Source organism: Lachnotalea sp. AF33-28 (genome assembly GCF_003477885.1).
In the GTDB taxonomy this organism is placed as follows: Bacteria; Bacillota; Clostridia; order Lachnospirales; family Lachnospiraceae; genus AF33-28.
The window spans coordinates 1-21,519 of the sequence record NZ_QUEE01000015.1 but is presented as its reverse complement, the minus strand read 5'-3'; the positions used below and the strand labels follow the sequence as shown (position 1 = coordinate 21,519).

Below are 21,519 nucleotides of genomic sequence, written 5' to 3'. Positions count from 1 at the left end.
TGCAGAAGGAGGATTTATATGGGCAGAATGAAGCGGTTATGGAAGGACAGAAGAGGAGCCGGTGTGGTAGAAGTCCTTCTGATATTGGTCGTCATCCTGGCGTTGGTAATGATCTTCAGAACGCAGCTGATAGCGTTAATCACCAGGATATTCGAAAGTGTTAACGCAAAGGCGGGGGCGCTGTACTGATGGATACAGGACGTAAAGAGGTCCCCGTGTTTCAGGGTCAAATCACGATATTTTTAAGCCTTATACTGGTATTGCTTGTATCCGTGCTCTGCGGTATATTGGAGACCGCCCGCAGCCATGTTCTGAAGTTACAGATGGAGATCGCGATGGATTCGGCAATGGAATCTGTTACGGCGGAATACAGCACGGAACTGTTTCGGCGGTTCGGGCTTCTGTACTGCTATGATGACGGCAATCTGCCCGGCCGGATACAAAATTATCTGGATCGGTATGGGGAATGCGGCAGCTGGACCCCTTTTACGGTGGACAGCGTACAGGTTACATACAGAAGATGCGCTGCTGATGACGGCGGCGCGGTCTTTATACAGTCTGCGGCGGATTACATGCGCTATGGGATTGTGGAGGAACTTTTGGAAGAAACAGATTTTTATAAGCGCATTGCCGAACAGAGCCAGTGGGTTTCACAATTCATGAACCGAATCGGCAGCTGGTCGGAGGAACTGTTTGGACTTGAGACACTGACGGCAAAACTTAGTGACGGACTTTCCGCCCTTAAAAGAGAAACAGAGGGGCTGCACAGCCTTGTGAACGGCTGGTCCGATGGGATGGACGCGAAAGGTATCCAAAATCAGGCAGCCACCATATTAAAGCTGCTTCAGGATGGGATAGGACGGACACAGCAGTACCAGAGTCTTTCGGAATCACTGAAGCGCGGTTTTTCCTCCATTACGGATGAGTTTGCAGTGCAGAGGGAACAGCTGGAGGAAGACTTCCGGCAGATGGTGGATCAGCAGATCACTTCTGTAAATTCTTATATAGAGGAATCGGGAGAACGGTATCTTCAGGTGATGCAGGTGGACAGTGCGCTGAAGGAAAAGCTGGACATACTGGAGCAGCTGGCCGGATGGGCTCCGCCTGCACAAGTGGAGACTTCACAGGAACAGCCGCAGGAGCAGCCGCAGAAACAGTCGCTTGAGCAGCTGACAGGACTCCTGGGAAATTTGGATTTTACACAGATGTTCCCTGTTTCAGAGAACATATCGGGAGAATCGGGGGGAGCCCGTTTTCTTCGCACAGTAAAGGAGTTGAAAACAAAGGGGATCCTTGCGCTGGTGCTGGATGGAGATGAAAAACTCTCTGAAAGAAACATGACAGATGACATCCCGTCAAAACGCCTGACCGCGGCCATGGGACCAAAGAGCCTAAAACAGATAACAATCCGTGATGCAGCCTTGTTTAACGAATATCTGGCAGCTCAGTTTGACTGCTTTACCGATGAGAAAGACGATAATGTGTATGATCTGGAGTATATGATCGGCGGTTCGGATTCCGACAGGGAGAACCTGGCGGAGGCGGCCGGACAGCTGCTGCTTATGAGGGAGGGGCTCAATCTCATCTATCTGTATACGGATCGGGCAAAGCGGCAGCAGGCGGAGGCTCTGGCTGTAGGGCTTGTGGGGTTTACGGGAATAGGGCCGCTGATCGCTGTGGTGACATTTCTGATACTGTCCGCCTGGGCCTTTGCCGAGTCGGTCTATGATGTACGGCTGCTTCTGGCCGGTGAGAAAGTCGGGTTAATAAAAACCGCAAAGGACTGGCATATGACAGTTGAGCAGATTTTCCGGCTGCGGGAAATGAAAATAGAGGAAGGCACGGGCGGCCTTACATATAAATGGTATCTTAGGATACTGCTTCTTTTGAAGAATCGGGAGCAAAAAGCTTTTCGAGCCATGGATGCGGTGGAGTATCATATGAGAAAAAGTATCCCTGGGTTTTGCATAGAACAATGCTGTGCCGGGTTTACTGCACAAATAGCCCTGTCAGGAAGACGGATATTCAAAAGCCCGTTTCTGGAGACGGACAGGTTCTGCATAACAAATGACCTGACAGCCGCGTATTGAAGGGAGGAGTGTCTGCAGATGCCCTTTTCAGCAATTGCCTCATTAAAAAAACAAACAAAGACCTCTCCAGGTACAAAGGCGCATAGTGAAAGCTGCAAATGGATACGCTGCGGTAATTGCGTGAAAAGGGTGTCTGCAGACATTCCTCCCCGGCGGCCGGCTGTGCGGGGCAGCCTTACCGTAGAAGCGGCTGTCACGCTCCCTGTCTTTCTTATAATGATGTGTTGTCTTCTGTACCCGCTGCTGATGCTGTGCGATTATATGTATATCCAGCAGGCGCTGGAGAACACATCCCGAAAATTGGCCAGATACGCGTATGCGGAACAAATGCTCGGACAGGCGGCAGCCACGGATTCAAGGTTTATGGAATGGGTGGGAGAGAGCGCAGTCTATGTATTATCGCTTGCGGGTGCGAAGAATGCGGTGCTGAAAGAGGCGGGGCGGGAACGGCTCGATCATTCCTGTATCGTAAACGGAGCTTCGGGTCTCTCCTTTTACAGCAGCCGCCTGCCGGATGAAGACAACAATATTGATCTGGTGGTGACTTATGAAGCGGCTTTTCCCACACCCTCACTTCCGCTGGTCAGAGTGCCGATGATGCAGAGAAGTTACCGTCACGCCTGGGTGGGGGATGAAAGGCCCGGAGAAGAATCCGCTGCAAAAGAGATGGTATATATAACAGAAACTGGGACGGTATACCATACCTTTGCGGACTGTACGCATTTAAATCTGTCTGTCCGGCAGGCTGCGTATGCGGGGATTGAGCGGGAAAGAAATCAGTATGGCGCCCGCTACCACCCATGTGAACTCTGCGTCAAAGCAGGGAAGATTCCTGATACCGTTTATATAACGGGTGAAGGTACCCGTTTTCACATAAGTCTTGCCTGCAGCGGTATTAAAAGAGGCGTGACAGCCATACCGCTGTCACAGGTTGGAGACCGCCCGCTGTGCAGCCGCTGCAGCAAGCGGGGAGGAAAACAGAAATGATAGTGAACTTATTGCTGACAGCAGTGTTAGCCATCTGCGCTCTGTGCGATATAAAACGCCGGCAGCTGCCGCTTACGGTACTTTTAGCCGGTCTGCTGACAGGGGCAGGGGTCATGATTATGCAGACCGGTCTGCAGCCTGCGCTTTTGGCCAGACTGTTTCTAGGGGCTTTGCCGGGCGCAGTGCTGCTGTCTGTCTCTCTAGGCACCGGAGGGGCAGTCGGACTGGGAGACGCGGCATTGTTTATGGTGAGCGGCGTATATCTGGGTTTTTGGGAAAACCTTTTTTTGCTGCTGATGTCCCTGCTGCTTGCCGGACTGTGGGGAACCGGTATGCTGGTCACAAAGATGGGAGGCAGAAAGACAACGCTGCCGCTGGCTCCATTCGTGCTGGTCTCGTTTGCAGCATTGGAAGTGCTGAAAGTAGTGTGCAGGTGAAGGGAGGAGAACAGGATGAGATCCATAAAAAAAGCCCCCCGCATGACAGGAGGGAGACAGGGGAGGACATACCATACGGCTGTCTGGCTGCCCGGCAGTTATACGATAGAAGCATCTATCCTGGTACCTATGACAGTGATGCTGGTTATGGCGGTATTGTGGCTGGCCCTGAATCTCTATAATAATGTAACGATCCAGTACGATACCTGCCGGGAACTGCTGCTTAATGTGCAGAAAACAGAAGATCCGGTACGATTTATTAGGCTCTGCAGGATCTTTGAGCTGCGCTGAGCTATATGCGTGATGTGCCGAAGCCATGACCTGCAGGAGAGGAGATGTGAACAGCACGATGCCGTATCGGTATGAGCATAACCGCAACACCCATTATCTGGTGGTGGATGTGGAAGATGAAGAAACGGTATTTGGATTCGAGATGAAGATGCTTCAGGAACTGGACTGTAAAGGAGTACTGCGCGCAGTGGTCCGGCACCGGGACGAAGGTGCTGAGCTTCTCTATGAAATCTCATGCAAGAATACGCTGGATACCGTTCTGAAGGATAAGAAAACAGGAATAGATGAAGTTAAGAATCTGTTTATACAGCTTAACGGTGCGGCTGCAGAGCTGGAGAACTATTTACTCAAAGCAGACCATCTGTTGTTGAATCCGATGTACATTTACTGCGATGATGATGGCCGGATTTACTTCTGTTATCTTCCGGCCAAAGGCAATTCGCTGCAGAATTCATTGAAAGAACTGGTGGAATTTCTGCTTAAACGCATTGATCACAAGGATGCGGAAGCTGTAAAGACGGTTTATGGAATGCATCAGATATGCCAGAATGAATACTTCGGGCTGGGAGATCTGATGGACCTGTTTTGCAGTTTCGAAGAGGATACTTTACCCGAAGAGGAAACTGCTCCTATGATCTACCCGGAGGCAGGGGCGGACCAGAGGGGTGCCGGCTCGGTATGGGAATCTATCCGATATCAGGTGGCAAAGGTATTTAGGGGGGCGACCGACGCAGAGCTTGCGCCGCACAGCGGCAAAAGGATGGTGCAGGCGCGCCTTCTTAGCAAAGATCCCAAGCAATATCCGGATATATATATGGAAGAGTTTCCTTTCAGGATAGGCAAAGCACAGGATGCGGGAGGAGAAAACCCAGACTTCTTTCAAAGATTTCCGACGGTAAGCAGGCATCATGCGGAAATCAGCTATGAGTATGGGGAATTCTGCCTGCATGAGCTGGGATCCACTAACGGGACAAAAGTAAATGGCAAGAGGCTTGCCAATGGGGATACGGTGAGACTGCGGGACGGAGACTGTATTGTTGTGGCTGAGTTGGAATTCATCTTTGAAGAAATATAGCATACCGCAGCCCAGACTGTTAAGAAATTGCCGGATGAAAGATTGACAGCCGGTCAATTATTGCGTATATTTAACAGAATAAATAAGAAATAGTAGGAGGTTTATGCCATGAGGGACAGCGGATGTATTTTTTGCAAGATTGCGGACGGGCAAATACCGTCTTCAACGGTTTATGAGGACGAAATGTTTCGTGTTATTTTGGATCTGGGGCCGGCATCCAAAGGACATGCACTGATATTGCCGAAGGAGCATTATGCAGATATACTGGAACTGGATGAAGCTGTTGCGGCGCGCGCGCTGCCTTTGGCTGCCAGGGTGGGAAAGGCCATGATAAAGGCGCTGGGATGTGCCGGCTTTAACGTGGTACAGAATAACGGTGAGGCCGCGGGACAGACGGTGAGGCATTTTCATATTCACATCATTCCCAGATATGAAGGCGGTCCGTCGATTGTGTCATGGGAGCCCCAGGAAGCGGCTCCGGAAGAACTAAAGGAGACGGCAGGCAGGATCAAGGAAGCGATCGCCAGCCTTTAAGCGGAAAGAAGGCGCCTCCTGCCTTAAGACTGACAGGAGGCGCCCTCGAAACAAAGGCGGGATTATGAACCGCTTACCAGACCGGTCAGAAGATCGACAATCATGTCAACAGCACTGCTCTGGCGGCTTTTTTCCATCGCTTCTATATAAGATGCTCTGTTACTGTACAGCTCCTTAATCTGTTCAAGAAGACGTTCGTCTGTAAGCTCCTCTTCCTCCATCAGCTTGGCAAAGCCCTGTTTGGCAAACGACTTCGCGTTAAGAATCTGATCCCCCCTGCTTGCCTGAGCGGACAGCGGGATCAGCAGAGCCGGTTTTTTCAAAGCGAGAAGTTCACAGATCGCATTGGCACCCGCCCGAGATATAACTATATCCGCCATTGCAAACAGATCCTTCAGAGGTTCACCTACATATTCATACTGAACATACCCGGCGGTATTCTTAAGGCTTTCATCCAGATTTCCCCTGCCGCATAAGTGGACGATCTGAAAGTCCTTTAACAGGCGCGGGAGGATTTGCCGGACGGCCGTATTAACCTTAACGGAGCCCAGGCTGCCGCCGATGATGAGCAATACGGGTTTGTCTGGAGAGAGACCGCTTAGTCGCAGCCCTGCCAGCCTGTTTCCGGACAGAAGTTCCGCTCGGATCGGACAACCGGTGAGCACTGCCTTGTCCTTCGGCAGATACTGCAGCGTTTCCGGGAAATTACAGCAGATTTTGGACGCAGCCTTCATACAAAGCTTATTGGCCAGGCCGGGTGTCATATCGGATTCGTGGATGATAACCGGTATTTTATGCTTTTTTGCGGCGAGCACCACAGGCACAGCCACAAATCCTCCCTTCGAAAATACCGCATCCGGTCTTTGCTTTTTTATCAGGGCGGATGCTTCGGAGAAACCCTTTATGACCCTGAAGGGATCTGTAAAATTCTTTATATCAAAGTATCTGCGCAATTTCCCGGAGGAGATCCCCTGATAAGGGATTCCGGCCTTTTCCACAAGTTCTTTCTCAATCCCTTGATAGGATCCTACATAAGATATACTAAAACCAGCTTCTTTCAATTTGGGGACCAGTGCCAGATTCGGCGTAACATGGCCGGCTGTACCGCCTCCGGTTAACAGAACTTTTTTCATAAGAGCCTCCGAATTATTTCGCCTGTTTAAATTTTTTCAGCGCACATGCGAGCTGATCGGGGCATGATGTTCCCTTCATGCCGCAGCGGATGCCTTCCATACGGGAAATGGCGTCATCGATATCCATTCCCTCCACGAGTTTGGCGATACCCTGTGTGTTGCCTGAACAGCCTCCGATAAAATGCACATTCACTACTTTATTGTCCTTTACGTCAAAGGTAATCTGACTGGAACATACTCCGCTTGTCTTATAGTTCATCTTTTCCTCCATTCCTGCGCTTTATTCCGCGCATTGCTATTCTGTCTCCTTACCCCGGTCATCTTGCCGTATCCTTTCTTTTATATCACAAATTTGCTTTTTGCGCAATTGTTGTATATAATAAGGTATGTATTGCCGGACTGTAACAGTTACTGTTTACGGCAGCCGTGAACGGTAACCTGTAACCTAAGGTTTTGGCTGAAAGCTCTACATAATTAATGTATGCGATATCAGGAGGAAATGTTATGCTGGGAATAATAGGAGCTATGGATCAGGAAGTTGCGGGAATTAAGGCGCACATGACAGGGGTGACTGTCACTTCCAGAGCCGGTATGGATTTTTATCAGGGACAGCTGTGCGGGAAACCGACGGTGGTTGTGAAAAGCGGCATAGGTAAGGTGAACGCTGCTGTCTGTACGCAGATACTGGCGGACGTGTTTCGGGTGAACGCGATTATTAATACCGGAATTGCAGGTTCCCTGCAGGCAAAGATCGATATTGGAGATATTGTTCTCTCTAAAGATGCCCTGCAGCATGATATGGATGCGACAGGTTTTGGTTACGAACCGGGCATCATACCGCAGATGGATGTCTCAGTTTTTCCGGCAGATGAAAAGCTGATAAGGACGGCTAAGGAAGCCTGTGAAACAGTCAATCCCGATATACACGTATTTGTAGGCAGGGTGGTCAGCGGTGATCAGTTCATCTCGGATAAGGCGAAGAAGGAGTGGCTGGCAGAACATTTCGGCGGCTACTGTACCGAGATGGAGGGCGCAGCTATAGCACAGGCCGCCTATTTAAACCACATACCATATCTGGTGGTCAGAGCGATATCGGACAAAGCGGACGACAGTGCCAATATGGATTATGAGACATTTGAAGCCAAGGCGATTGAGCACAGCATCCGCCTGATAATCGGAATCGCAGAGCGGGCGTTTTTCTCCTGACAGTGTCTATCCTGCGAAGCAACGGAACAAGCGGATCCGCCTGGATAAAATCCGGGCGGACAAAATACGACAAACGTGTCGAACGATTTTACTCTCTTCTCTCTTTCCAAATCCGGACAATGAGTATATAATGTCTGTAAAAATCTGGAAACAACAGGAGGGAGTATTTTTATGTTAGAATTTTTGGAAAATGGATGGGCACTTTATGGTTTGGCAGCAGTGAGTATATTGGGAATCCTGGCAGCGCTGATCGGAGCGCATGGCTATCGGAAACTGTTTCGGCAATGCAGATCAATGCCGGATACGAGAAATAAATTTCTGCTGCAGTTAAAAGTAAAATTTGAAAATACATACAGAGTAAGCGGAGGTATACAAAATATCAGGGCCTTTTTGGAAAGGCAGGTGTACCAAAGCCGAACATTTGGAATAAGTCTGTACCGATGGGAGCGGGCATGCGGACAAGCCGCGATGCTGTGCTTCCTGGCAGGCTCGGTTCTTGCGGCCGCGGGGTTTTTCTCTGGAATCAGTCCCGAAATGACCGCCTTATATGTTGCAGCAGGATTACTGTCAAGCTTCGCGCCGGCATGGTTTTATTTATTAACCGGTGTAAGGGGGAAAAAGCGGCAGTTTCTTGTTTCTATAGAGGATTATTTTGAAAACACGGTGGTAGCCCGGCTGCAGACGGGCAATCAGGAAAATGCCGTGTTGGAGACAGAGGAAGAGAAGGAGAAAACAGATCCGGCGGCTGAAGAGCGCAAGAAGGAGATTGAATATCTAAAGCAGAGTCTGGACCGGATTGCTGCTGGCAGGGAGCGGGAAGAGAGCCGGAGAGCCGAACTGAAATTCACGCCGGAGGAGGAAAAACTGATTGGGGATATCATAAAAGAATATCTGTCGTAAAGCGGCAGGATATTGCCGTAGATTTGCATCTGTATGACTGACAGCCGGCTGATCGGCATGTCCGGTATATATGCGGATTTGCATCGTAAATAAGCTTGATTATGGCGGCCGGATTCGCTATAATAAAACCAGAATCGATGTATTGACGGGCATTTTTGCCGGAGTATGGCGTGCCATAAAATCATGAGAAAAGGAGATAAATCATGGGACAAGTTGTCAGATTTGATTATTCCAAAACAAAACCGTTCATTTCAGAGGCGGAAATTGGCTATATGGAGAAGCTGGTAGCAGATGCAAAGGAAACGCTGGTATCGAAACAGGGCGCGGGAAATGATTTTCTGGGCTGGATCGATCTTCCTGTGAACTATGACAAAGAAGAGTTTGACAGGATTAAAAAAGCGGCGGACAGAATTAAAGAGGATTCAGATGTGCTGCTGGTAATTGGTATCGGCGGTTCCTATCTTGGCGCCAGGGCCGCGATTGAGTTTTTAAACCACAGCTTTTACAACTGTGTATCCAAAGAAGTCCGCAAAACACCTGAGATTTATTTTGTAGGCAACAGCATCAGCAGTACGTATATCACTCATTTGAAAGATGTTTTAAAAGATAAAGATTTTTCTGTAAATGTAATTTCCAAATCCGGCACCACCACAGAGCCGGCGATCGCGTTCCGTGTTTTTAAGAAGATGCTGATCGAAAAGTATGGAAAGGAAGAGGCCGCAAAGAGAATCTATGCAACTACCGACAAGGCGCGCGGAGCCTTGAAGAAGCTTGCAACGGAAGAGGGTTATGAGACATTCGTAGTGCCGGATGACGTAGGAGGACGCTTCTCCGTACTGACGGCCGTAGGTTTGCTGCCCATCGCAGTCAGCGGTGCAGACATCGATGCGCTGATGGAAGGTGCGGCAGCCGCCAGAAAGACAGCCCTGGAGGCCCCTTTTGCGGATAATGATGCGCTGAAGTATGCAGCCATCCGCAATATTCTTCTTAGAAAAGGAAAATCTGTGGAAATCGTAGCGAACTATGAACCCAGTCTGCACTATGTGTCGGAATGGTGGAAGCAGTTATACGGTGAGAGCGAGGGAAAAGACAAAAAAGGTATTCTCCCGGCGGCCGTAGACCTCACTACGGATCTGCATTCCATGGGACAGTTTATCCAGGACGGCGCCAGAATCATGTTTGAAACCGTTCTGAATGTGGAGAAGTCCTCTTGCGAATTAATTCTCGAAGAGGAAGAGGTGGATCTGGACGGATTAAATTATCTGGCCGGCAAATCAGTTGATTTTGTTAATAAGAGCGCAATGAACGGGACGATCCTGGCACATACGGACGGCCAGGTTCCGAACCTGATGGTACATATACCGGAGCAGAATGCGTTCTGCTTGGGACAGCTGTTTTATTTCTTTGAGTTTGCCTGCGGCGTCAGCGGCTACCTGCTGGGAGTAAATCCCTTTGACCAGCCAGGTGTGGAAAGCTACAAGAAGAACATGTTCGCCCTGCTTGGCAAACCCGGATATGAGAAGGAACGGGAAGAGCTGTTAAAGAGATTATAAAACTGAATATCGGGTTGACTGCGGGACAGAGGTTCCTGTGAGATCAGCTCCTGCAAGAACAAAGGTGTGCTTTGCACGCATTTAGGTGAATCCTGCCGCCAAGCGCAGCGCAGGGAACCATTATTGAATAAAAAAACGCCCTCTCATACCAGTCCTGTGAGAGGGCGTTTACCGTACGTACATGGGAAGTGCCTGGAAAATGCTTTCCCGCCATTTAACGGCCTAATCTTCTTCGATCACATGAATTTCCAGAAAGTCAAAATCAACGGATTCAATAAAGCTGTCCTGATAAAAACGTGTCTTGGACTGGCGTTTGAATTCATCGATGTTCTTATCCAGCCAAATCGGATTTCCCAAATCGAATTCATGGCAGATCTGCTCCAGCCCGGCGAACACTTTACGGGTCCGGTTCAGCTTTGTGCTGCCGTCATATATAACGGTATCCTTTATCAGATGATTATCTTTAAAAATTTTTCCCCATAAACGAAACATATTATCAAATATCCTTTCAAATGCAAATTCCTTTTGTACATGCCGATTATATCATTGCGGCCCGGGACAGGCAAGCGTAATCGGTTTCCATTTTATGATCCCCATTTTATGATCCATTTTGTTTACACTTTGTGCTATAATAATACTGTTTGCATAGCTGTCGCCAGACAGTGAACCGTTATATGATACGATCCATATATGAAAAGGGGAAAACAAATGAAATTTTGCGGACTGCAGAAAACCACGCTGCTGGATTATCCCGGGCACGTGGCGGCCACTGTATTCACCGGCGGATGCAATTTTCGATGTCCATTTTGCCATAACAGCGATTTGATCCAGCCAAAAGTGTTTATGCTGGAGGATGAGATACTGACATTCTTGAGAAAACGTTCCAGGATTCTGGAAGGCGTCTGCATCACCGGAGGGGAGCCCACTTTGCAGTCCGGACTGAAAGAATTTATTATGGCTGTAAAGGATATGGGACTGGAAGTAAAACTGGATACAAACGGTTACCGTCCGGATGTGCTCGCCGAGCTCTGCAGCGAAAGGCTGGTGGACTATGTGGCTATGGATATAAAATCCTCCAGGGAAAATTATGCGAAGGCCTGCGGGCTCGTTCACTTGGATTTAGACAAGATCGAAGAGAGCGTGGAGCTGCTTAAAGCCGGAGATACCGCTTATGAATTCCGAACCACGGTGGTGAAGGGGCTGCATGAAAAAGAAGACTTTCCGGCGATCGGGAAATGGCTGGAAGGTTGCAGCGCCTACTACCTGCAGGCATTTAAAGACTCAGAACAGGTGCCAAACCACTATTTCGAAACGCCGTCCAAGCTGGAGATGCAGCTGTACGCCAAATACGTAAAGCCATATGTGCCCCACGTAAAATTAAGGGGAATAGATTAGCTCTATTCCCTGGTGCTGCGGGCGACCTCCAATGCTTCCGTCATATTGGCGGCCTGACCGTTTTCAAATATGCGGGTCAGGCGGTCCAGACCGTCAAAGGTCATAAATTCTTTGCCGATATAGGATTCATAGTCATCCGCTATCGTGATGGTGAGGGTTTTGATCATACTGTCGGTATCCCTGCCCTCCGCCGCTGCTTCGTTCAGCCTCTGCTTCAGGCTGGTCAGCCTTGCTTCGTTGTTGCCGCGTATCTCATCGGCGATCCTTAGCCGGGTGTCATTTTCAAATGTATACAGCGCTTCTTTCTTGCGGCTGGCGATATCGTCCAGCTCCTGCTGGATCTGTGCGATACCGCGGTCATATTTATCCAGATTGTAAAAGTCCTCGTTTCGGTCTGACTGGATAGAACTTGTTATGGATTTGATTTTCTTATTGTTCAGGCGGATCAGCGTGCGGTTTTTGCGCCCTTCTTTAAGGATGGATAGATAGCGCATCTTGGTTTTGTTGGAGATCATCAGGTAACCGCCGCCAAAGAGCACAATTGTGGCAAAGTATATGACAATCAGGTACCAGGGCTGGCGCTGGGGAATCACATAGTAAACGCCGCAGGGAATGCCCAGAAAACAGATCAGAGCGGCAATGAACAGGGTCAGGAATTCCCGCGCAGTTTTGGTGAAAAACAGGGCATAGTAAAGATAGGTATTGCAGAAAGACGGAACCTTGTTCTTGCGGAACAGGGTCTTGGTCTCAACCATGAGCCTGCGGTTTTCTTCATGCAGGTCGGCTGTCTCATCTTCTATGCGTCCGCGGATTCCTCTCGCTTTCGCTTTTTCCCGTTTGGCGTTAAGCTTTCGGAGCTTTTCCTGGTCGCCGCGTATTTCTTTATCATAAGTGCTGCTGATCTGCTCCTTGCGCTCACGGACGGTCAGCTCGATGTTGTCATCCACAGCCTTTTTTTCGGCCAGCAGAGTCTTCTCCAGCCGTTTTTCCGTGATCTCCAGTTCGTGATGCCGGTTTTTTAACTCTTCAAGCTCTGTTAAGGCGGCTTTCGCTTCCTGAAGAAAGGCCACAGTATCGTTTGTAATCGGGGCCATTGGTATCCTCCTTTAGTTCCTCTATAATAGTGATGCCCTTGGGCAATCACAGGGTTTGACACAGCTTCAATAATTTTATGATCAGGCAGATTGCATCTGCGCAGTTAATTATAGATTACAACAAAATCTACCCAGGCACAAGATGTTTTTCGCATAGCTGCGCTGCTGGGAGATCGGTGAAAGGGGTATATGCATGACAGATCAGGAAAAATATATGCGGGAGGCGCTGAAACAGGCCAAAAAGGCCGCCGCGCTGGGAGAGGTTCCGATCGGATGTGTGATCGTATATCAGGGCAGGATTATCGGGAGAGGATATAACAGGAGGAATACCGATAAAAGCACATTTTCCCATGCTGAGATTGCGGCTATGAAAAAGGCGGGCAAAGTGATCGGAGACTGGAGGCTGGAGGGCTGTGTCATGTACGTGACCCTGGAACCCTGCCAGATGTGCTCCGGAGCCATCGTCCAGGCCAGGATACCGGAGGTGGTGATCGGCTGCATGAATCCCAAAGCCGGATGCGCGGGCTCCATACTCAATCTGCTGGAAATGCCGGAATTCAACCACCGGGTCAAGGTAACCAGAGGCGTGCTGGAACAGGAGTGCTCCGAGATGCTCAAGACATTTTTCCGTGAGCTTCGTGTCCGCGTTAAAAGGGAGAAAATTGCGGTTGACAAACCCACCAAAACCGGAGTATACTATGAGCACCCATAACTATTGTCATAAAATTTCCGCGCAGCCGGGGAGGCAGCGGTGCCCTGTACCTGCAATCCGCTACAGCAGGGGTGATGTCCTGCCCAGGGGACAGATTGTAGGGCTGCCCTGTATAAGTGGCGTTGATGCTTGGGTCTTGCGCAACAGGAATTCACGAACCGTGTCAGGTCAGGAATGAAGCAGCACTAAGTGAAACCTCCTGTGTGCCGTAAGACAGCCTGAGCTGAGCTAACTGTACAGGTAACGCTTATGGTCTGTTTTCAAAGCAGGGCGCGCGGATTAAAATATAAATCATATTGAGACGAAAAGAGTCTGCTGCGGCAGGTTCTTTTTTCTGTTTTATATGAAAACATACGAAAGCGTGCGCACTCTTTTTTGCTTGCCCGCCAAAGCCATTTATTATATAATAAGATGTACAGCGTCAATCCCGGACGGCGGTATGCCCGGGGACAGTGTGCGGTAACGTAGACGGATACGCACAAAGCTCCGGGCAGGAGCGGCCGTGTGTCTGATAATAAAAGAAGGGAAGTGCTGTCATTGAAACGAGTTGGAATTTTGACCAGCGGCGGAGACTGCCAGAGCCTCAATGCGACGATGCGGGGTGTTGCCAAGGCTTTGTACCAGATGTATGACGATGTAGAAATCATTGGATTCGAAGAGGGGTACAAGGGCCTGATTTATGCGGATTACCATATGATGCAGCCCTCGGATTTTTCTGGAATACTCACGCAGGGAGGAACCATACTGGGAACGTCCAGACAGCCTTTTAAACTGATGCGGGTACCGGATGAAAACAGTCTGGATAAGGTGGAAGCAATGAAACACACCTACCGCAAACTCAAACTGGAATGTCTTGTTGTGCTGGGCGGCAATGGCAGTCAGAAGACTGCGAATCTTCTGCGGGAAGAAGGGCTCAATATTATCGGTCTGCCCAAAACCATCGACAACGATCTCTGGGGAACGGATATGACATTTGGTTTTCAGAGCGCGGTAAATATCGCCACCAATGCCATTGACTGCATTCACACCACAGCTGCATCTCATGGCAGAGTCTTTATTGTGGAGGTGATGGGCCACAAAGTGGGGTGGCTGACTCTGCATGCCGGAATCGCAGGCGGAGCGGATGTCATCCTGATTCCCGAGATTCCTTATGATATCAACCACGTGGTGGATGCCGTGCAGAAGCGGGCCAGAGCCGGCAAGCGGTTTACAATTATCGCTGTGGCAGAAGGCGCGATCTCCAAGGAAGATGCTGCGCTCACCAAGAAAGAACTGAAAGAGAAAAAGAAAAACGGCGAGAAATATCCTTCCGTAGCTTATGAAATAGCGGCGCAGATCCAGGATATCTGCGGTATGGAAGTGCGGGTTACCGTGCCCGGCCATATGCAGAGAGGCGGGGAACCGTGTCCGTATGACCGCGTGCTTTCTACCAGGCTGGGCGCACATGCGGCGCAGCTGATATCGGAAGGCCGGTATGGCTGCCTCGTCGCGGTTAAAAATAACGAAATTACGGAGGTCCCGCTGGAGGAAGTGGCTGGAAAGCTGAAAACAGTGGATCCGGAATGCTCCTTTATAAAAGAAGCGAAGCTTGTGGGGATTAAATTTGGAGATTGATGGAGAGATAAATGTCTTATACAGCGTTATACCGCAAATGGAGGCCGGATTCCTTTGATGATGTGAAAGGCCAGGATCATATTGTAACTACTTTGAAAAATCAGATCATATCCGGGAGAGTGGGACACGCTTACCTTTTCTGCGGAACCAGAGGTACGGGTAAGACTACCATAGCGAAGATTTTTGCGAAAGCGGTCAACTGTGAACATCCGGTGGACGGCAGTCCCTGCAATGAATGCGCCTCCTGCCGGGCGATCCAGGCCGGCGCCAATGTGAATGTGGTTGAGATCGATGCCGCATCCAACAACGGCGTGGACAACATCCGGGAGATCCGTGATGAGGTGCAGTATTCCCCTGCGGAGGGCAGATACCGAGTTTATATCATAGACGAGGTGCATATGCTTTCTACAGGTGCCTTTAACGCGCTATTAAAAACATTGGAGGAACCGCCATCATACGTAATATTTATATTGGCGACTACCGAGGCCCACAAGATACCGATCACCGTACTGTCGCGGTGTCAGAGATACGATTTCAGGAGAATCTCTCTGGACACCATCGCTGCGAGACTGCGCGAGCTCACCGATGGGGAGAATATTCAGATAGAGGAAAAGGCGTTAAGATATGTGGCCAAGAAGGGGGACGGTTCCTTGCGTGATGCGATCAGCCTTCTGGACCAATGCATAGCGTTTTATTACGGACAGAAACTGGATTATGCAAAGGTGCTGGATGTCCTTGGCGCAGTGGATCATGAGATGCTGGGACAGCTGCTTTTACTGGCGCTCGCGGGCAGGACAGCGGAAGTTATTTACAAATTGGAAGAGATTGTCATGCAGGGAAGGGAACTGTCACAGCTGGTGACAGACTTTATCTGGTATCTGCGCAATCTTCTGCTCCTGAAATCCTCCGATATGGATGCGGATGCTCTGGACGTATCCGAAGAGGACTTAAAGCAGCTGGCGGATATCGCTGCCAGCGTCAGCGAGGAAACGTTGATGCGTTATATACGCGTCTTTTCTGAATTGTCCAATCAGATCCGCTACGGCACGGATAAGAGGGTGCCTGTAGAGATCGCTTTTATAAAATTAACAAGGCCGTCCATGGAGCAAAACCTGGATTCCGTGCTCCAGAGACTGGAACAGCTGGAAAAACGGGTCCAGGAAGGCGCAGCGGTTTCCTATCCTGCCGCAGCGGTTACGGTATCTGCACAGGATGCGGCGCAGAGCGCAGAGCCGGAGGAAAAGAAGGAAATTGTTCTTCCGAAGGCGCAGCTGGACGATCTGAATCTGGTGCGCAGCGAATGGAACAGGATTACCGGACAGCTGGGCGGCGCGGCGCGGGTTGCGCTGGCCGGCAGCCAGGTGGAACCGGTACAGGACGGGGTGATGTGCATCGTATTCCAGGATGCCGGTACCTATCTGATTGGAGCAAGACCTTCTGTGCTGGAGCAGGTCAGGGATTATGTGAATGAAACGTATCAGAAATCCTTTGAGTTTAAAGCGAGACAAAAGGGCGCAAATGAGGCCGCCGGCACAGTTTATGTGAGCAGGGATGAGCTCGAAGAGGCGTTTCATATGGAGATATCCATGCCGGAAGAATAAGATTAATTATGAAAATGGAGGAAGAACATGGCTAAGAGAGGTGGATTTCCCGGAGGTATGCCGGGCAATATGAATAATCTGATGAAGCAGGCGCAGAGAATGCAGCGTCAGATGGAGGATGCGACAAAGGAAATGGAGGAGAAAGTCTTTACTGCTGCTGCCGGCGGCGGTGCGGTGGAGGTGTCTGTTTCCGGTAAGAAAGAAGTGGTGGCTGTGAAGCTTTCAGAGGAAGTGGTGGATCCGGACGACATTGAAATGCTCCAGGATCTGATCATTGCTGCTACTAATGAAGCCTTTCGCATGATGGAAGAAGAGAACGCAAAACTGATGAACAATATCACGGGCGGTCTCGGCGGCGGATTAGGCGGTTTAGGGGGAGGATTTCCTTTCTGATGGATTACTATAGCAGCCAGATCAGTGCGCTGATAGAGGAGCTGTCCAAGCTGCCGGGCATAGGCTCCAAATCGGCGCAGCGCCTGGCGTTTCATATAATCAATATGCCAAAGGAACAGGTGGAGCGCCTTTCAAAAATCATGATAGATGCGAAGCAGAACGTGCGTTATTGCAGCCGGTGCCTGACACTGACGGACGGCGAACTGTGCCCGATCTGCAGCAGCCCCAGGCGTGACCAGCATGTGATCATGGTGGTAGAAAACAGCAGGGACCTGGCGGCCTATGAGAAAACCGGCAAATATGAAGGAGTCTACCATGTGCTGCACGGGGCTATTTCCCCGGCCCTGGGCATCGGCCCTAATGACATTAAACTTAAGGAACTGATGCAGCGCCTTCAGGGAGATGTGGAAGAGGTGATCATCGCCACAAACTCCAGTCTGGAAGGCGAAACAACGGCGATGTATATCAGCAAGCTGATTAAGCCGACGGGCATAAAGGTTACAAGGATTGCCAGCGGAGTTCCGGTGGGGGGCGACCTGGAATATATTGATGAGGTTACATTGCTGCGGGCTTTGGAGGGTCGTATAGAATTATAAAGAATTGTGTGAAAATAATATAAAAATCAATTAATTCGAAAAATATATACAAAATACGCAATCAAAAACAAATTAATTGATAAAATATTAAAAAGAAGTGTTGACAATTCTTGGCTCCTATGCTATTATAATGTTAGTAAAAAACTCAAGTCAATAGAAGCTGACGAGAAAGGCTTTAGTTGATGGATTGAATAGGAGGTTGATTCCACTGGACATTTCAGAGCAGTCTATGGCAGTACAGTATCATACAGAAAAGATGAAGAAGTCTTGTGTAAGCAGCCTTCATCAAAATAAATAGTAAGTATCCGGAAGATATCGTTATCAAATAATCGGAGGTATGAAAATACCGGATCAAATGTGATACAGTTCCTTTTCTGGATATATTGTACAGGTGCCATAGCAAAAAGACCGGTACGGAAGAGACTGGTCTTATAGCGAATACGGAATTACAGGCTATTTTAATATAAAGTCTCAGATTTGGTTTTATTTGTATTGATATAAAAATCCCATTAGAGTAAGGATTGATCAGAAAAATAAACTATATGATTGATGATTTTATAAAGAAGGCATACAAGACGTAGATCACAGAGATAAACTCCGATTTATATATTAAACTACAACTAAATAAAATTCATTTATAGAGAGCGGCATTTGCTGCTCTCTATTTTCATATTCTTTTGACAAGCGATATGAGCTGTGCTAAACTATAGGCAAGTTTCAAGTGGCTAGAGCGTGTTTGAAAATTCAGTCTAAAATTGAGGTGGAATCGTTGGACAAGTACGAGTACAATATCAAAATGCAGAAGATGAAGAAACTTGTGGACCAGAAGGATTATGAAACGGCTGCCAAAATCGCGGATACCGTGGACTGGCGCCGTGAGAAGAATCTTAGGATACTTTCTACGGTTTCGTTAATATATGAAAAAAATGAACGCTATCAGGATGCCAAGGATGTGCTGCTTCTGGCATATGAGCGCGCCCCGGTGGGCCGCAGGCTGTTGTATAAGCTGGTAGAGATTTCCGCTAAAGAGGGTAATTTTCAGGATGCGGAGCTTTTTTATAAAGAGTACCTGGATGAGGCCCCTCAGGATCAGGGTAAATACATATTGAAGTATATAATTTTATCGGCGAAGAAAGAGCCTCTGGATAAGCAGATCGCAGTGCTGGAGGCTTATAAAGAGCGCGAATTCGACGAAAAGTGGGCGTATGAACTGGCCAAGCTCTATCATAAGGCCGGTAAAAAAGATGAATGTGTCAGACTCTGTGATGAGATTATCCTGTGGTTCAGCGTGGGCACGTATGTGGAACGCGCGATGGAGCTGAAGCAGATTTACGAACCTCTGACGCCGGATCAGCTTGAGAAGGCGGAGCATAAGGAAAAGTATGTGGAAAATCTGAACAAGGTCGCCAGGGAGTTTGGGTCGGTGGGAGAGGAAACATCTGCCTTAATGGAAGCGGGCATGGGTGAAAACGCCGTATCAGAAATGCCTGAGACAGAAAAATTACAGCAGGCATCTGCTCCGGAAACGGAAGCAGGACCGGCGGATATAGATATGGGGATGAGGTCTGAATTAGAGGATGCCCTGGCGGCCGTAGTAAAAGAGATGGCCGCTACTTTGAGCGCAGAGCCTTGCGAAGGCGGTCAGACTGTGCAGGAAGATGTCATGGAGATCGAGGAACTCTTAGAAGAGGATGAAGAGCCGGAACCAGCAACTGAACCGGTGCAGGAGCTGGAAGTGCAGATTCCCGACAGACTCCTTCTATCAGTGGTGGCGGAGCCGGATAAGGCGGTAACAGAGACTGTAGCTTCTATCAGACAGCTGCATGACAGTCTCTCTATACCTGTGTCAAAAGTTGCTAAGGTAACCGGCGCTAAGCTCAATAAAATGGGTATGCAGACAGCGCTTGGCAAGCTGGATGGCGCGGATATGATCGTGATAGGTGCTTCAGAGCTGGAAGATGGCGTGCTGGAGGATTGTGTACAGGCAGTGCGGGAAGGTTCCGATTCCATGGTGATTGCGCTTTGTGGCAGCACCGAAGAGATATCGGTATTGGACGGACGCATAAGGGGTATACTTAAAACGGAGTTACCGGAATTGCACAATGCAATTGCAAAGGGAGAGGCTGCGGCTGTTTCTCCTGCAGCGGAACCAACCCCTAAGGTGATCAAGCTGCAGGTGCATCAGGAGATACCGGAGCCCTTGGCCGAGGAAGAACCGGAGTTGGAAAAGAAGGCGGAATCGCAGGCAGTTCCGGAACCGCTGGGAGAAGAAATGCATATGGATATTCCGGAGGTAAAACCGCCTGCAAAGGCTGTGTCTTCAGCGGAAGCCGGCGCTGCGGGCAATCTCACGGCAGATGCGTTTGTGGATTATGTAAAGGCATATGCCAACGAATTGGAATGTATATTTGAGGATCTGGCAGAGCTGGAGCTCTATGCGATCGCTGAAAAGTATCTGGAGGACAATGTGGCTCTTACCAAAGAACTTGCAATCCAGCTGACGGATGAAGCGGTGGATCGTGCGGAGCACAGGGGATTAAAGGGCCTGTTCTCTTCAAAATATGATAAAGAAGGACGGCTGATCATCAGGGAGCGCAATCTGAAATCATAGGAATGGAACCGGCACAGCATTTCGAGGGAACAATCGGAACGCCGTGCCGTTTTTTGACAATCTTACTGGGAAAGGCATAGAAAACAGAGGTAGATATGGAAGGGATAAATATCGTATTTATAATTGTGGCGGCGGTTCTGCTGTTGTTTACTCTGGATGGGTACCGGAAAGGGTTTTTAAGAATCGCAATGGAAATGGCGGCTTATATTCTGACGATACTTTTGGGGATCTGGCTGACACCCGTGGTGGGAAATGTGATCCGTGACCATACATCGGTGGAACAGGCACTGCAGAAACGGTTTTCAGAGTCTGTCGCAGAGAGCATTGATCAGACTGCGGAGGGAGCTTTCGGAGAGGTGGAGGAGTACCTTAAAAGCGTTCCCCTGCCTGAATCGTGGAAGAAGTCGCTGATGGAACACAATAATGATGAAAACTATGAGCGCCTGGGAGTGGACACACTGGAAGAATACGTGGGCGGGTACATGACAAATATTGTCCTGAATGTAGCTGCATTTTTGATCGCCATGCTTGTAATCTCCATGGTGCTGCATCTGCTCATGGGGCTGCTGGATATTATTGGACGCATTCCTGTGATACACGGCATCAATAAGGTGGCTGGCCTGGGGGTGGGGCTGCTTAAGGGGATGGTCATTGTCTGGATCTGCTGCCTGATTCTCTCTGTTTTTTCCGGAACGCAATGGGGGGCCGGCATATTGGGTATGGTTGAAGAGAACGAATTCCTTAGATTTCTGTACAATCATAACCTGCTGGCCAGGCTCGTGCTGGGGATCGCATCGGGCATATTTGCCTAGTACTAGTACCTCGTATGCTGACACGCTTACATTTAAACTAGTTAAAAGCGGTTAAAAACATAGGCTGCGAAAAACCTGCGAAAAACTCGAAAAAAATACAAAATAGTAGTTGACAAATTGCTTGCATAATGATAGACTATTTTTCGCTGGCCAAAACGGGTCAGCAAAGAAATAAAAAAAATTAAAAAAGTTGTTGACAACAAAAACCATTTATGGTAGGATATAGAAGTTGTCGCTAAAACAACAAGAACAGAACCTTGATAACTGAACAGTATATTCCAACCCTGAAAATTCTTCAAAAAAAGAGTTTTTAGAACGAACAAGGAAGCGCACTGATGTGCGCACAGGTCATCAACCTGTCGGTTGGTGACATGAAAAACCAAGTAATAACGGAATCAAAAAAAATTAGCCATAGTTTCTTTTGATCCAGAGCAAACTATAATTCGAGAGTTTGATCCTGGCTCAGGATGAACGCTGGCGGCGTG

The 21,519-nt window shown here is 48.9% G+C and carries 22 protein-coding genes and 1 other RNA gene; 19 read left to right on the top strand and 4 right to left on the bottom strand.

Annotated elements, in window-relative coordinates:
- Nucleotides 1-18 precede the first annotated feature (18 nt).
- From DWZ56_RS17970 to DWZ56_RS17940, 7 genes are all read left to right on the top strand, one after another.
- Nucleotides 19-189, top strand: a complete 171-nt coding sequence (locus tag DWZ56_RS17970; protein WP_118557988.1) for a Flp1 family type IVb pilin — start codon at nucleotides 19-21, stop codon at nucleotides 187-189.
- Entirely contained in the window at nucleotides 189-2,090 is a 1,902-nt protein-coding gene (locus tag DWZ56_RS17965) for a DUF5702 domain-containing protein (RefSeq protein ID WP_118557987.1), read from the top strand. The genes DWZ56_RS17970 and DWZ56_RS17965 overlap by 1 nt, the downstream gene beginning before the upstream one ends.
- A 162-nt stretch (nucleotides 2,091-2,252) precedes the next feature.
- Nucleotides 2,253-3,077, top strand: a complete 825-nt coding sequence (locus DWZ56_RS17960) for a TadE/TadG family type IV pilus assembly protein (protein WP_158584652.1) — start codon at nucleotides 2,253-2,255, stop codon at nucleotides 3,075-3,077.
- Nucleotides 3,074-3,514, top strand: coding sequence for a prepilin peptidase (locus tag DWZ56_RS17955; RefSeq protein ID WP_118557985.1), 441 nt, complete (start codon nucleotides 3,074-3,076; stop codon nucleotides 3,512-3,514). The genes DWZ56_RS17960 and DWZ56_RS17955 overlap by 4 nt, the downstream gene beginning before the upstream one ends.
- 15 nt (nucleotides 3,515-3,529) lie before the next feature.
- On the top strand, nucleotides 3,530-3,805 hold the full coding sequence (locus DWZ56_RS17950) for a hypothetical protein (RefSeq protein WP_118557984.1): 276 nt from the start codon (nucleotides 3,530-3,532) through the stop codon (nucleotides 3,803-3,805).
- A gap of 46 nt (nucleotides 3,806-3,851) precedes the next feature.
- Entirely contained in the window at nucleotides 3,852-4,880 is a 1,029-nt protein-coding gene (locus tag DWZ56_RS17945) for a DUF6382 domain-containing protein (protein WP_158584651.1), read from the top strand.
- Between the two features lie 108 nt (nucleotides 4,881-4,988).
- On the top strand, nucleotides 4,989-5,414 hold the full coding sequence (locus DWZ56_RS17940; RefSeq protein ID WP_118557982.1) for an HIT family protein: 426 nt from the start codon (nucleotides 4,989-4,991) through the stop codon (nucleotides 5,412-5,414).
- Between the two features lie 62 nt (nucleotides 5,415-5,476).
- Here the strand turns inward: DWZ56_RS17940 and DWZ56_RS17935 are convergent, their stop codons facing one another.
- Together DWZ56_RS17935 and DWZ56_RS17930 are read right to left on the bottom strand one after the other, a co-directional pair.
- Entirely contained in the window at nucleotides 5,477-6,547 is a 1,071-nt protein-coding gene (locus tag DWZ56_RS17935; protein ID WP_118557981.1) for an undecaprenyldiphospho-muramoylpentapeptide beta-N-acetylglucosaminyltransferase, read from the bottom strand.
- A 13-nt stretch (nucleotides 6,548-6,560) separates the two neighbouring features.
- On the bottom strand, nucleotides 6,561-6,806 hold the full coding sequence (locus DWZ56_RS17930; protein ID WP_118558089.1) for a TIGR03905 family TSCPD domain-containing protein: 246 nt from the start codon (nucleotides 6,804-6,806) through the stop codon (nucleotides 6,561-6,563).
- Between the two features lie 245 nt (nucleotides 6,807-7,051).
- Between DWZ56_RS17930 and DWZ56_RS17925 the strand changes: the two genes are divergently transcribed.
- The 3 genes from DWZ56_RS17925 to DWZ56_RS17915 all read left to right on the top strand — a co-directional run bounded on the left by DWZ56_RS17925 (nucleotide 7,052) and on the right by DWZ56_RS17915 (nucleotide 10,206).
- Nucleotides 7,052-7,753 (top strand): 5'-methylthioadenosine/adenosylhomocysteine nucleosidase, encoded by a 702-nt coding sequence (locus DWZ56_RS17925; protein WP_118557980.1) that lies wholly within the window; start codon nucleotides 7,052-7,054, stop codon nucleotides 7,751-7,753.
- A gap of 171 nt (nucleotides 7,754-7,924) precedes the next feature.
- On the top strand, nucleotides 7,925-8,653 hold the full coding sequence (locus DWZ56_RS17920; RefSeq protein ID WP_118557979.1) for a hypothetical protein: 729 nt from the start codon (nucleotides 7,925-7,927) through the stop codon (nucleotides 8,651-8,653).
- 203 nt (nucleotides 8,654-8,856) lie between these two features.
- Nucleotides 8,857-10,206 carry a glucose-6-phosphate isomerase gene (locus tag DWZ56_RS17915; RefSeq protein ID WP_118557978.1) on the top strand — a complete coding sequence of 450 codons (1,350 nt, stop codon included), beginning with the start codon at nucleotides 8,857-8,859 and terminating at the stop codon, nucleotides 10,204-10,206.
- Between the two features lie 222 nt (nucleotides 10,207-10,428).
- Here DWZ56_RS17915 and DWZ56_RS17910 read toward each other — a convergent pair whose 3' ends face one another.
- Entirely contained in the window at nucleotides 10,429-10,698 is a 270-nt protein-coding gene (locus DWZ56_RS17910; RefSeq protein ID WP_118557977.1) for a hypothetical protein, read from the bottom strand.
- Between the two features lie 216 nt (nucleotides 10,699-10,914).
- Here DWZ56_RS17910 and DWZ56_RS17905 point away from each other — a divergent pair, with 216 nt between their 5' ends.
- Complete coding sequence (locus DWZ56_RS17905; RefSeq protein ID WP_118557976.1) at nucleotides 10,915-11,601, top strand: anaerobic ribonucleoside-triphosphate reductase activating protein; 687 nt, start codon at nucleotides 10,915-10,917, stop codon at nucleotides 11,599-11,601.
- Between the two features lie 2 nt (nucleotides 11,602-11,603).
- On the opposite strand, the gene DWZ56_RS17900 is transcribed toward DWZ56_RS17905, so the two are convergent.
- A complete protein-coding gene (locus tag DWZ56_RS17900) occupies nucleotides 11,604-12,695 on the bottom strand; it encodes a hypothetical protein (RefSeq protein ID WP_118557975.1) in 1,092 nt (363 codons plus the stop codon).
- A gap of 193 nt (nucleotides 12,696-12,888) precedes the next feature.
- Here DWZ56_RS17900 and tadA point away from each other — a divergent pair, with 193 nt between their 5' ends.
- From tadA to DWZ56_RS17860, 8 genes are all read left to right on the top strand, one after another.
- Nucleotides 12,889-13,407 (top strand): tRNA adenosine(34) deaminase TadA, encoded by a 519-nt coding sequence (gene tadA / locus DWZ56_RS17895; RefSeq protein ID WP_118557974.1) that lies wholly within the window; start codon nucleotides 12,889-12,891, stop codon nucleotides 13,405-13,407.
- A 17-nt stretch (nucleotides 13,408-13,424) separates the two neighbouring features.
- An RNA gene (gene ffs / locus DWZ56_RS17890) (signal recognition particle sRNA large type) lies at nucleotides 13,425-13,685 on the top strand.
- Nucleotides 13,686-13,944: 259 nt separating this feature from the next.
- A complete protein-coding gene (locus DWZ56_RS17885) occupies nucleotides 13,945-15,021 on the top strand; it encodes a 6-phosphofructokinase (RefSeq protein WP_118558088.1) in 1,077 nt (358 codons plus the stop codon).
- Between the two features lie 11 nt (nucleotides 15,022-15,032).
- The gene (dnaX, locus tag DWZ56_RS17880) at nucleotides 15,033-16,622 is read left to right on the top strand and encodes a DNA polymerase III subunit gamma/tau (protein ID WP_118557973.1); all 1,590 of its coding nucleotides are present in this window, start codon (nucleotides 15,033-15,035) and stop codon (nucleotides 16,620-16,622) included.
- Between the two features lie 27 nt (nucleotides 16,623-16,649).
- The gene (locus DWZ56_RS17875) at nucleotides 16,650-17,015 is read left to right on the top strand and encodes a YbaB/EbfC family nucleoid-associated protein (protein WP_118557972.1); all 366 of its coding nucleotides are present in this window, start codon (nucleotides 16,650-16,652) and stop codon (nucleotides 17,013-17,015) included.
- The gene (gene recR, locus DWZ56_RS17870) at nucleotides 17,015-17,611 is read left to right on the top strand and encodes a recombination mediator RecR (protein WP_118557971.1); all 597 of its coding nucleotides are present in this window, start codon (nucleotides 17,015-17,017) and stop codon (nucleotides 17,609-17,611) included. The genes DWZ56_RS17875 and recR overlap by 1 nt, the downstream gene beginning before the upstream one ends.
- A 769-nt stretch (nucleotides 17,612-18,380) precedes the next feature.
- Entirely contained in the window at nucleotides 18,381-20,222 is a 1,842-nt protein-coding gene (locus DWZ56_RS17865; RefSeq protein ID WP_118557970.1) for a tetratricopeptide repeat protein, read from the top strand.
- Between the two features lie 95 nt (nucleotides 20,223-20,317).
- Nucleotides 20,318-21,034 carry a CvpA family protein gene (locus DWZ56_RS17860; RefSeq protein ID WP_118557969.1) on the top strand — a complete coding sequence of 239 codons (717 nt, stop codon included), beginning with the start codon at nucleotides 20,318-20,320 and terminating at the stop codon, nucleotides 21,032-21,034.
- The last annotated feature ends 485 nt before the right edge of the window (nucleotides 21,035-21,519 follow it).

What these genes read in the sequence shown, in the direction of transcription:
- DWZ56_RS17970 (WP_118557988.1), top strand. Translation starts at nt 19, where the DNA reads ATGGGCAGAATGAAGCGGTTATGGAAGGACAGAAGAGGAGCCGGTGTG.
- DWZ56_RS17965 (WP_118557987.1), top strand. Translation starts at nt 189, where the DNA reads ATGGATACAGGACGTAAAGAGGTCCCCGTGTTTCAGGGTCAAATCACG.
- DWZ56_RS17955 (WP_118557985.1), top strand. Translation starts at nt 3,074, where the DNA reads ATGATAGTGAACTTATTGCTGACAGCAGTGTTAGCCATCTGCGCTCTG.
- DWZ56_RS17950 (WP_118557984.1), top strand. Translation starts at nt 3,530, where the DNA reads ATGAGATCCATAAAAAAAGCCCCCCGCATGACAGGAGGGAGACAGGGG.
- DWZ56_RS17940 (WP_118557982.1), top strand. Translation starts at nt 4,989, where the DNA reads ATGAGGGACAGCGGATGTATTTTTTGCAAGATTGCGGACGGGCAAATA.
- DWZ56_RS17935 (WP_118557981.1), bottom strand. Translation starts at nt 6,547, where the DNA reads ATGAAAAAAGTTCTGTTAACCGGAGGCGGTACAGCCGGCCATGTTACG.
- DWZ56_RS17930 (WP_118558089.1), bottom strand. Translation starts at nt 6,806, where the DNA reads ATGAACTATAAGACAAGCGGAGTATGTTCCAGTCAGATTACCTTTGAC.
- DWZ56_RS17925 (WP_118557980.1), top strand. Translation starts at nt 7,052, where the DNA reads ATGCTGGGAATAATAGGAGCTATGGATCAGGAAGTTGCGGGAATTAAG.
- DWZ56_RS17920 (WP_118557979.1), top strand. Translation starts at nt 7,925, where the DNA reads ATGTTAGAATTTTTGGAAAATGGATGGGCACTTTATGGTTTGGCAGCA.
- DWZ56_RS17915 (WP_118557978.1), top strand. Translation starts at nt 8,857, where the DNA reads ATGGGACAAGTTGTCAGATTTGATTATTCCAAAACAAAACCGTTCATT.
- DWZ56_RS17910 (WP_118557977.1), bottom strand. Translation starts at nt 10,698, where the DNA reads ATGTTTCGTTTATGGGGAAAAATTTTTAAAGATAATCATCTGATAAAG.
- DWZ56_RS17905 (WP_118557976.1), top strand. Translation starts at nt 10,915, where the DNA reads ATGAAATTTTGCGGACTGCAGAAAACCACGCTGCTGGATTATCCCGGG.
- DWZ56_RS17900 (WP_118557975.1), bottom strand. Translation starts at nt 12,695, where the DNA reads ATGGCCCCGATTACAAACGATACTGTGGCCTTTCTTCAGGAAGCGAAA.
- tadA (WP_118557974.1), top strand. Translation starts at nt 12,889, where the DNA reads ATGACAGATCAGGAAAAATATATGCGGGAGGCGCTGAAACAGGCCAAA.
- dnaX (WP_118557973.1), top strand. Translation starts at nt 15,033, where the DNA reads ATGTCTTATACAGCGTTATACCGCAAATGGAGGCCGGATTCCTTTGAT.
- DWZ56_RS17875 (WP_118557972.1), top strand. Translation starts at nt 16,650, where the DNA reads ATGGCTAAGAGAGGTGGATTTCCCGGAGGTATGCCGGGCAATATGAAT.
- recR (WP_118557971.1), top strand. Translation starts at nt 17,015, where the DNA reads ATGGATTACTATAGCAGCCAGATCAGTGCGCTGATAGAGGAGCTGTCC.
- DWZ56_RS17860 (WP_118557969.1), top strand. Translation starts at nt 20,318, where the DNA reads ATGGAAGGGATAAATATCGTATTTATAATTGTGGCGGCGGTTCTGCTG.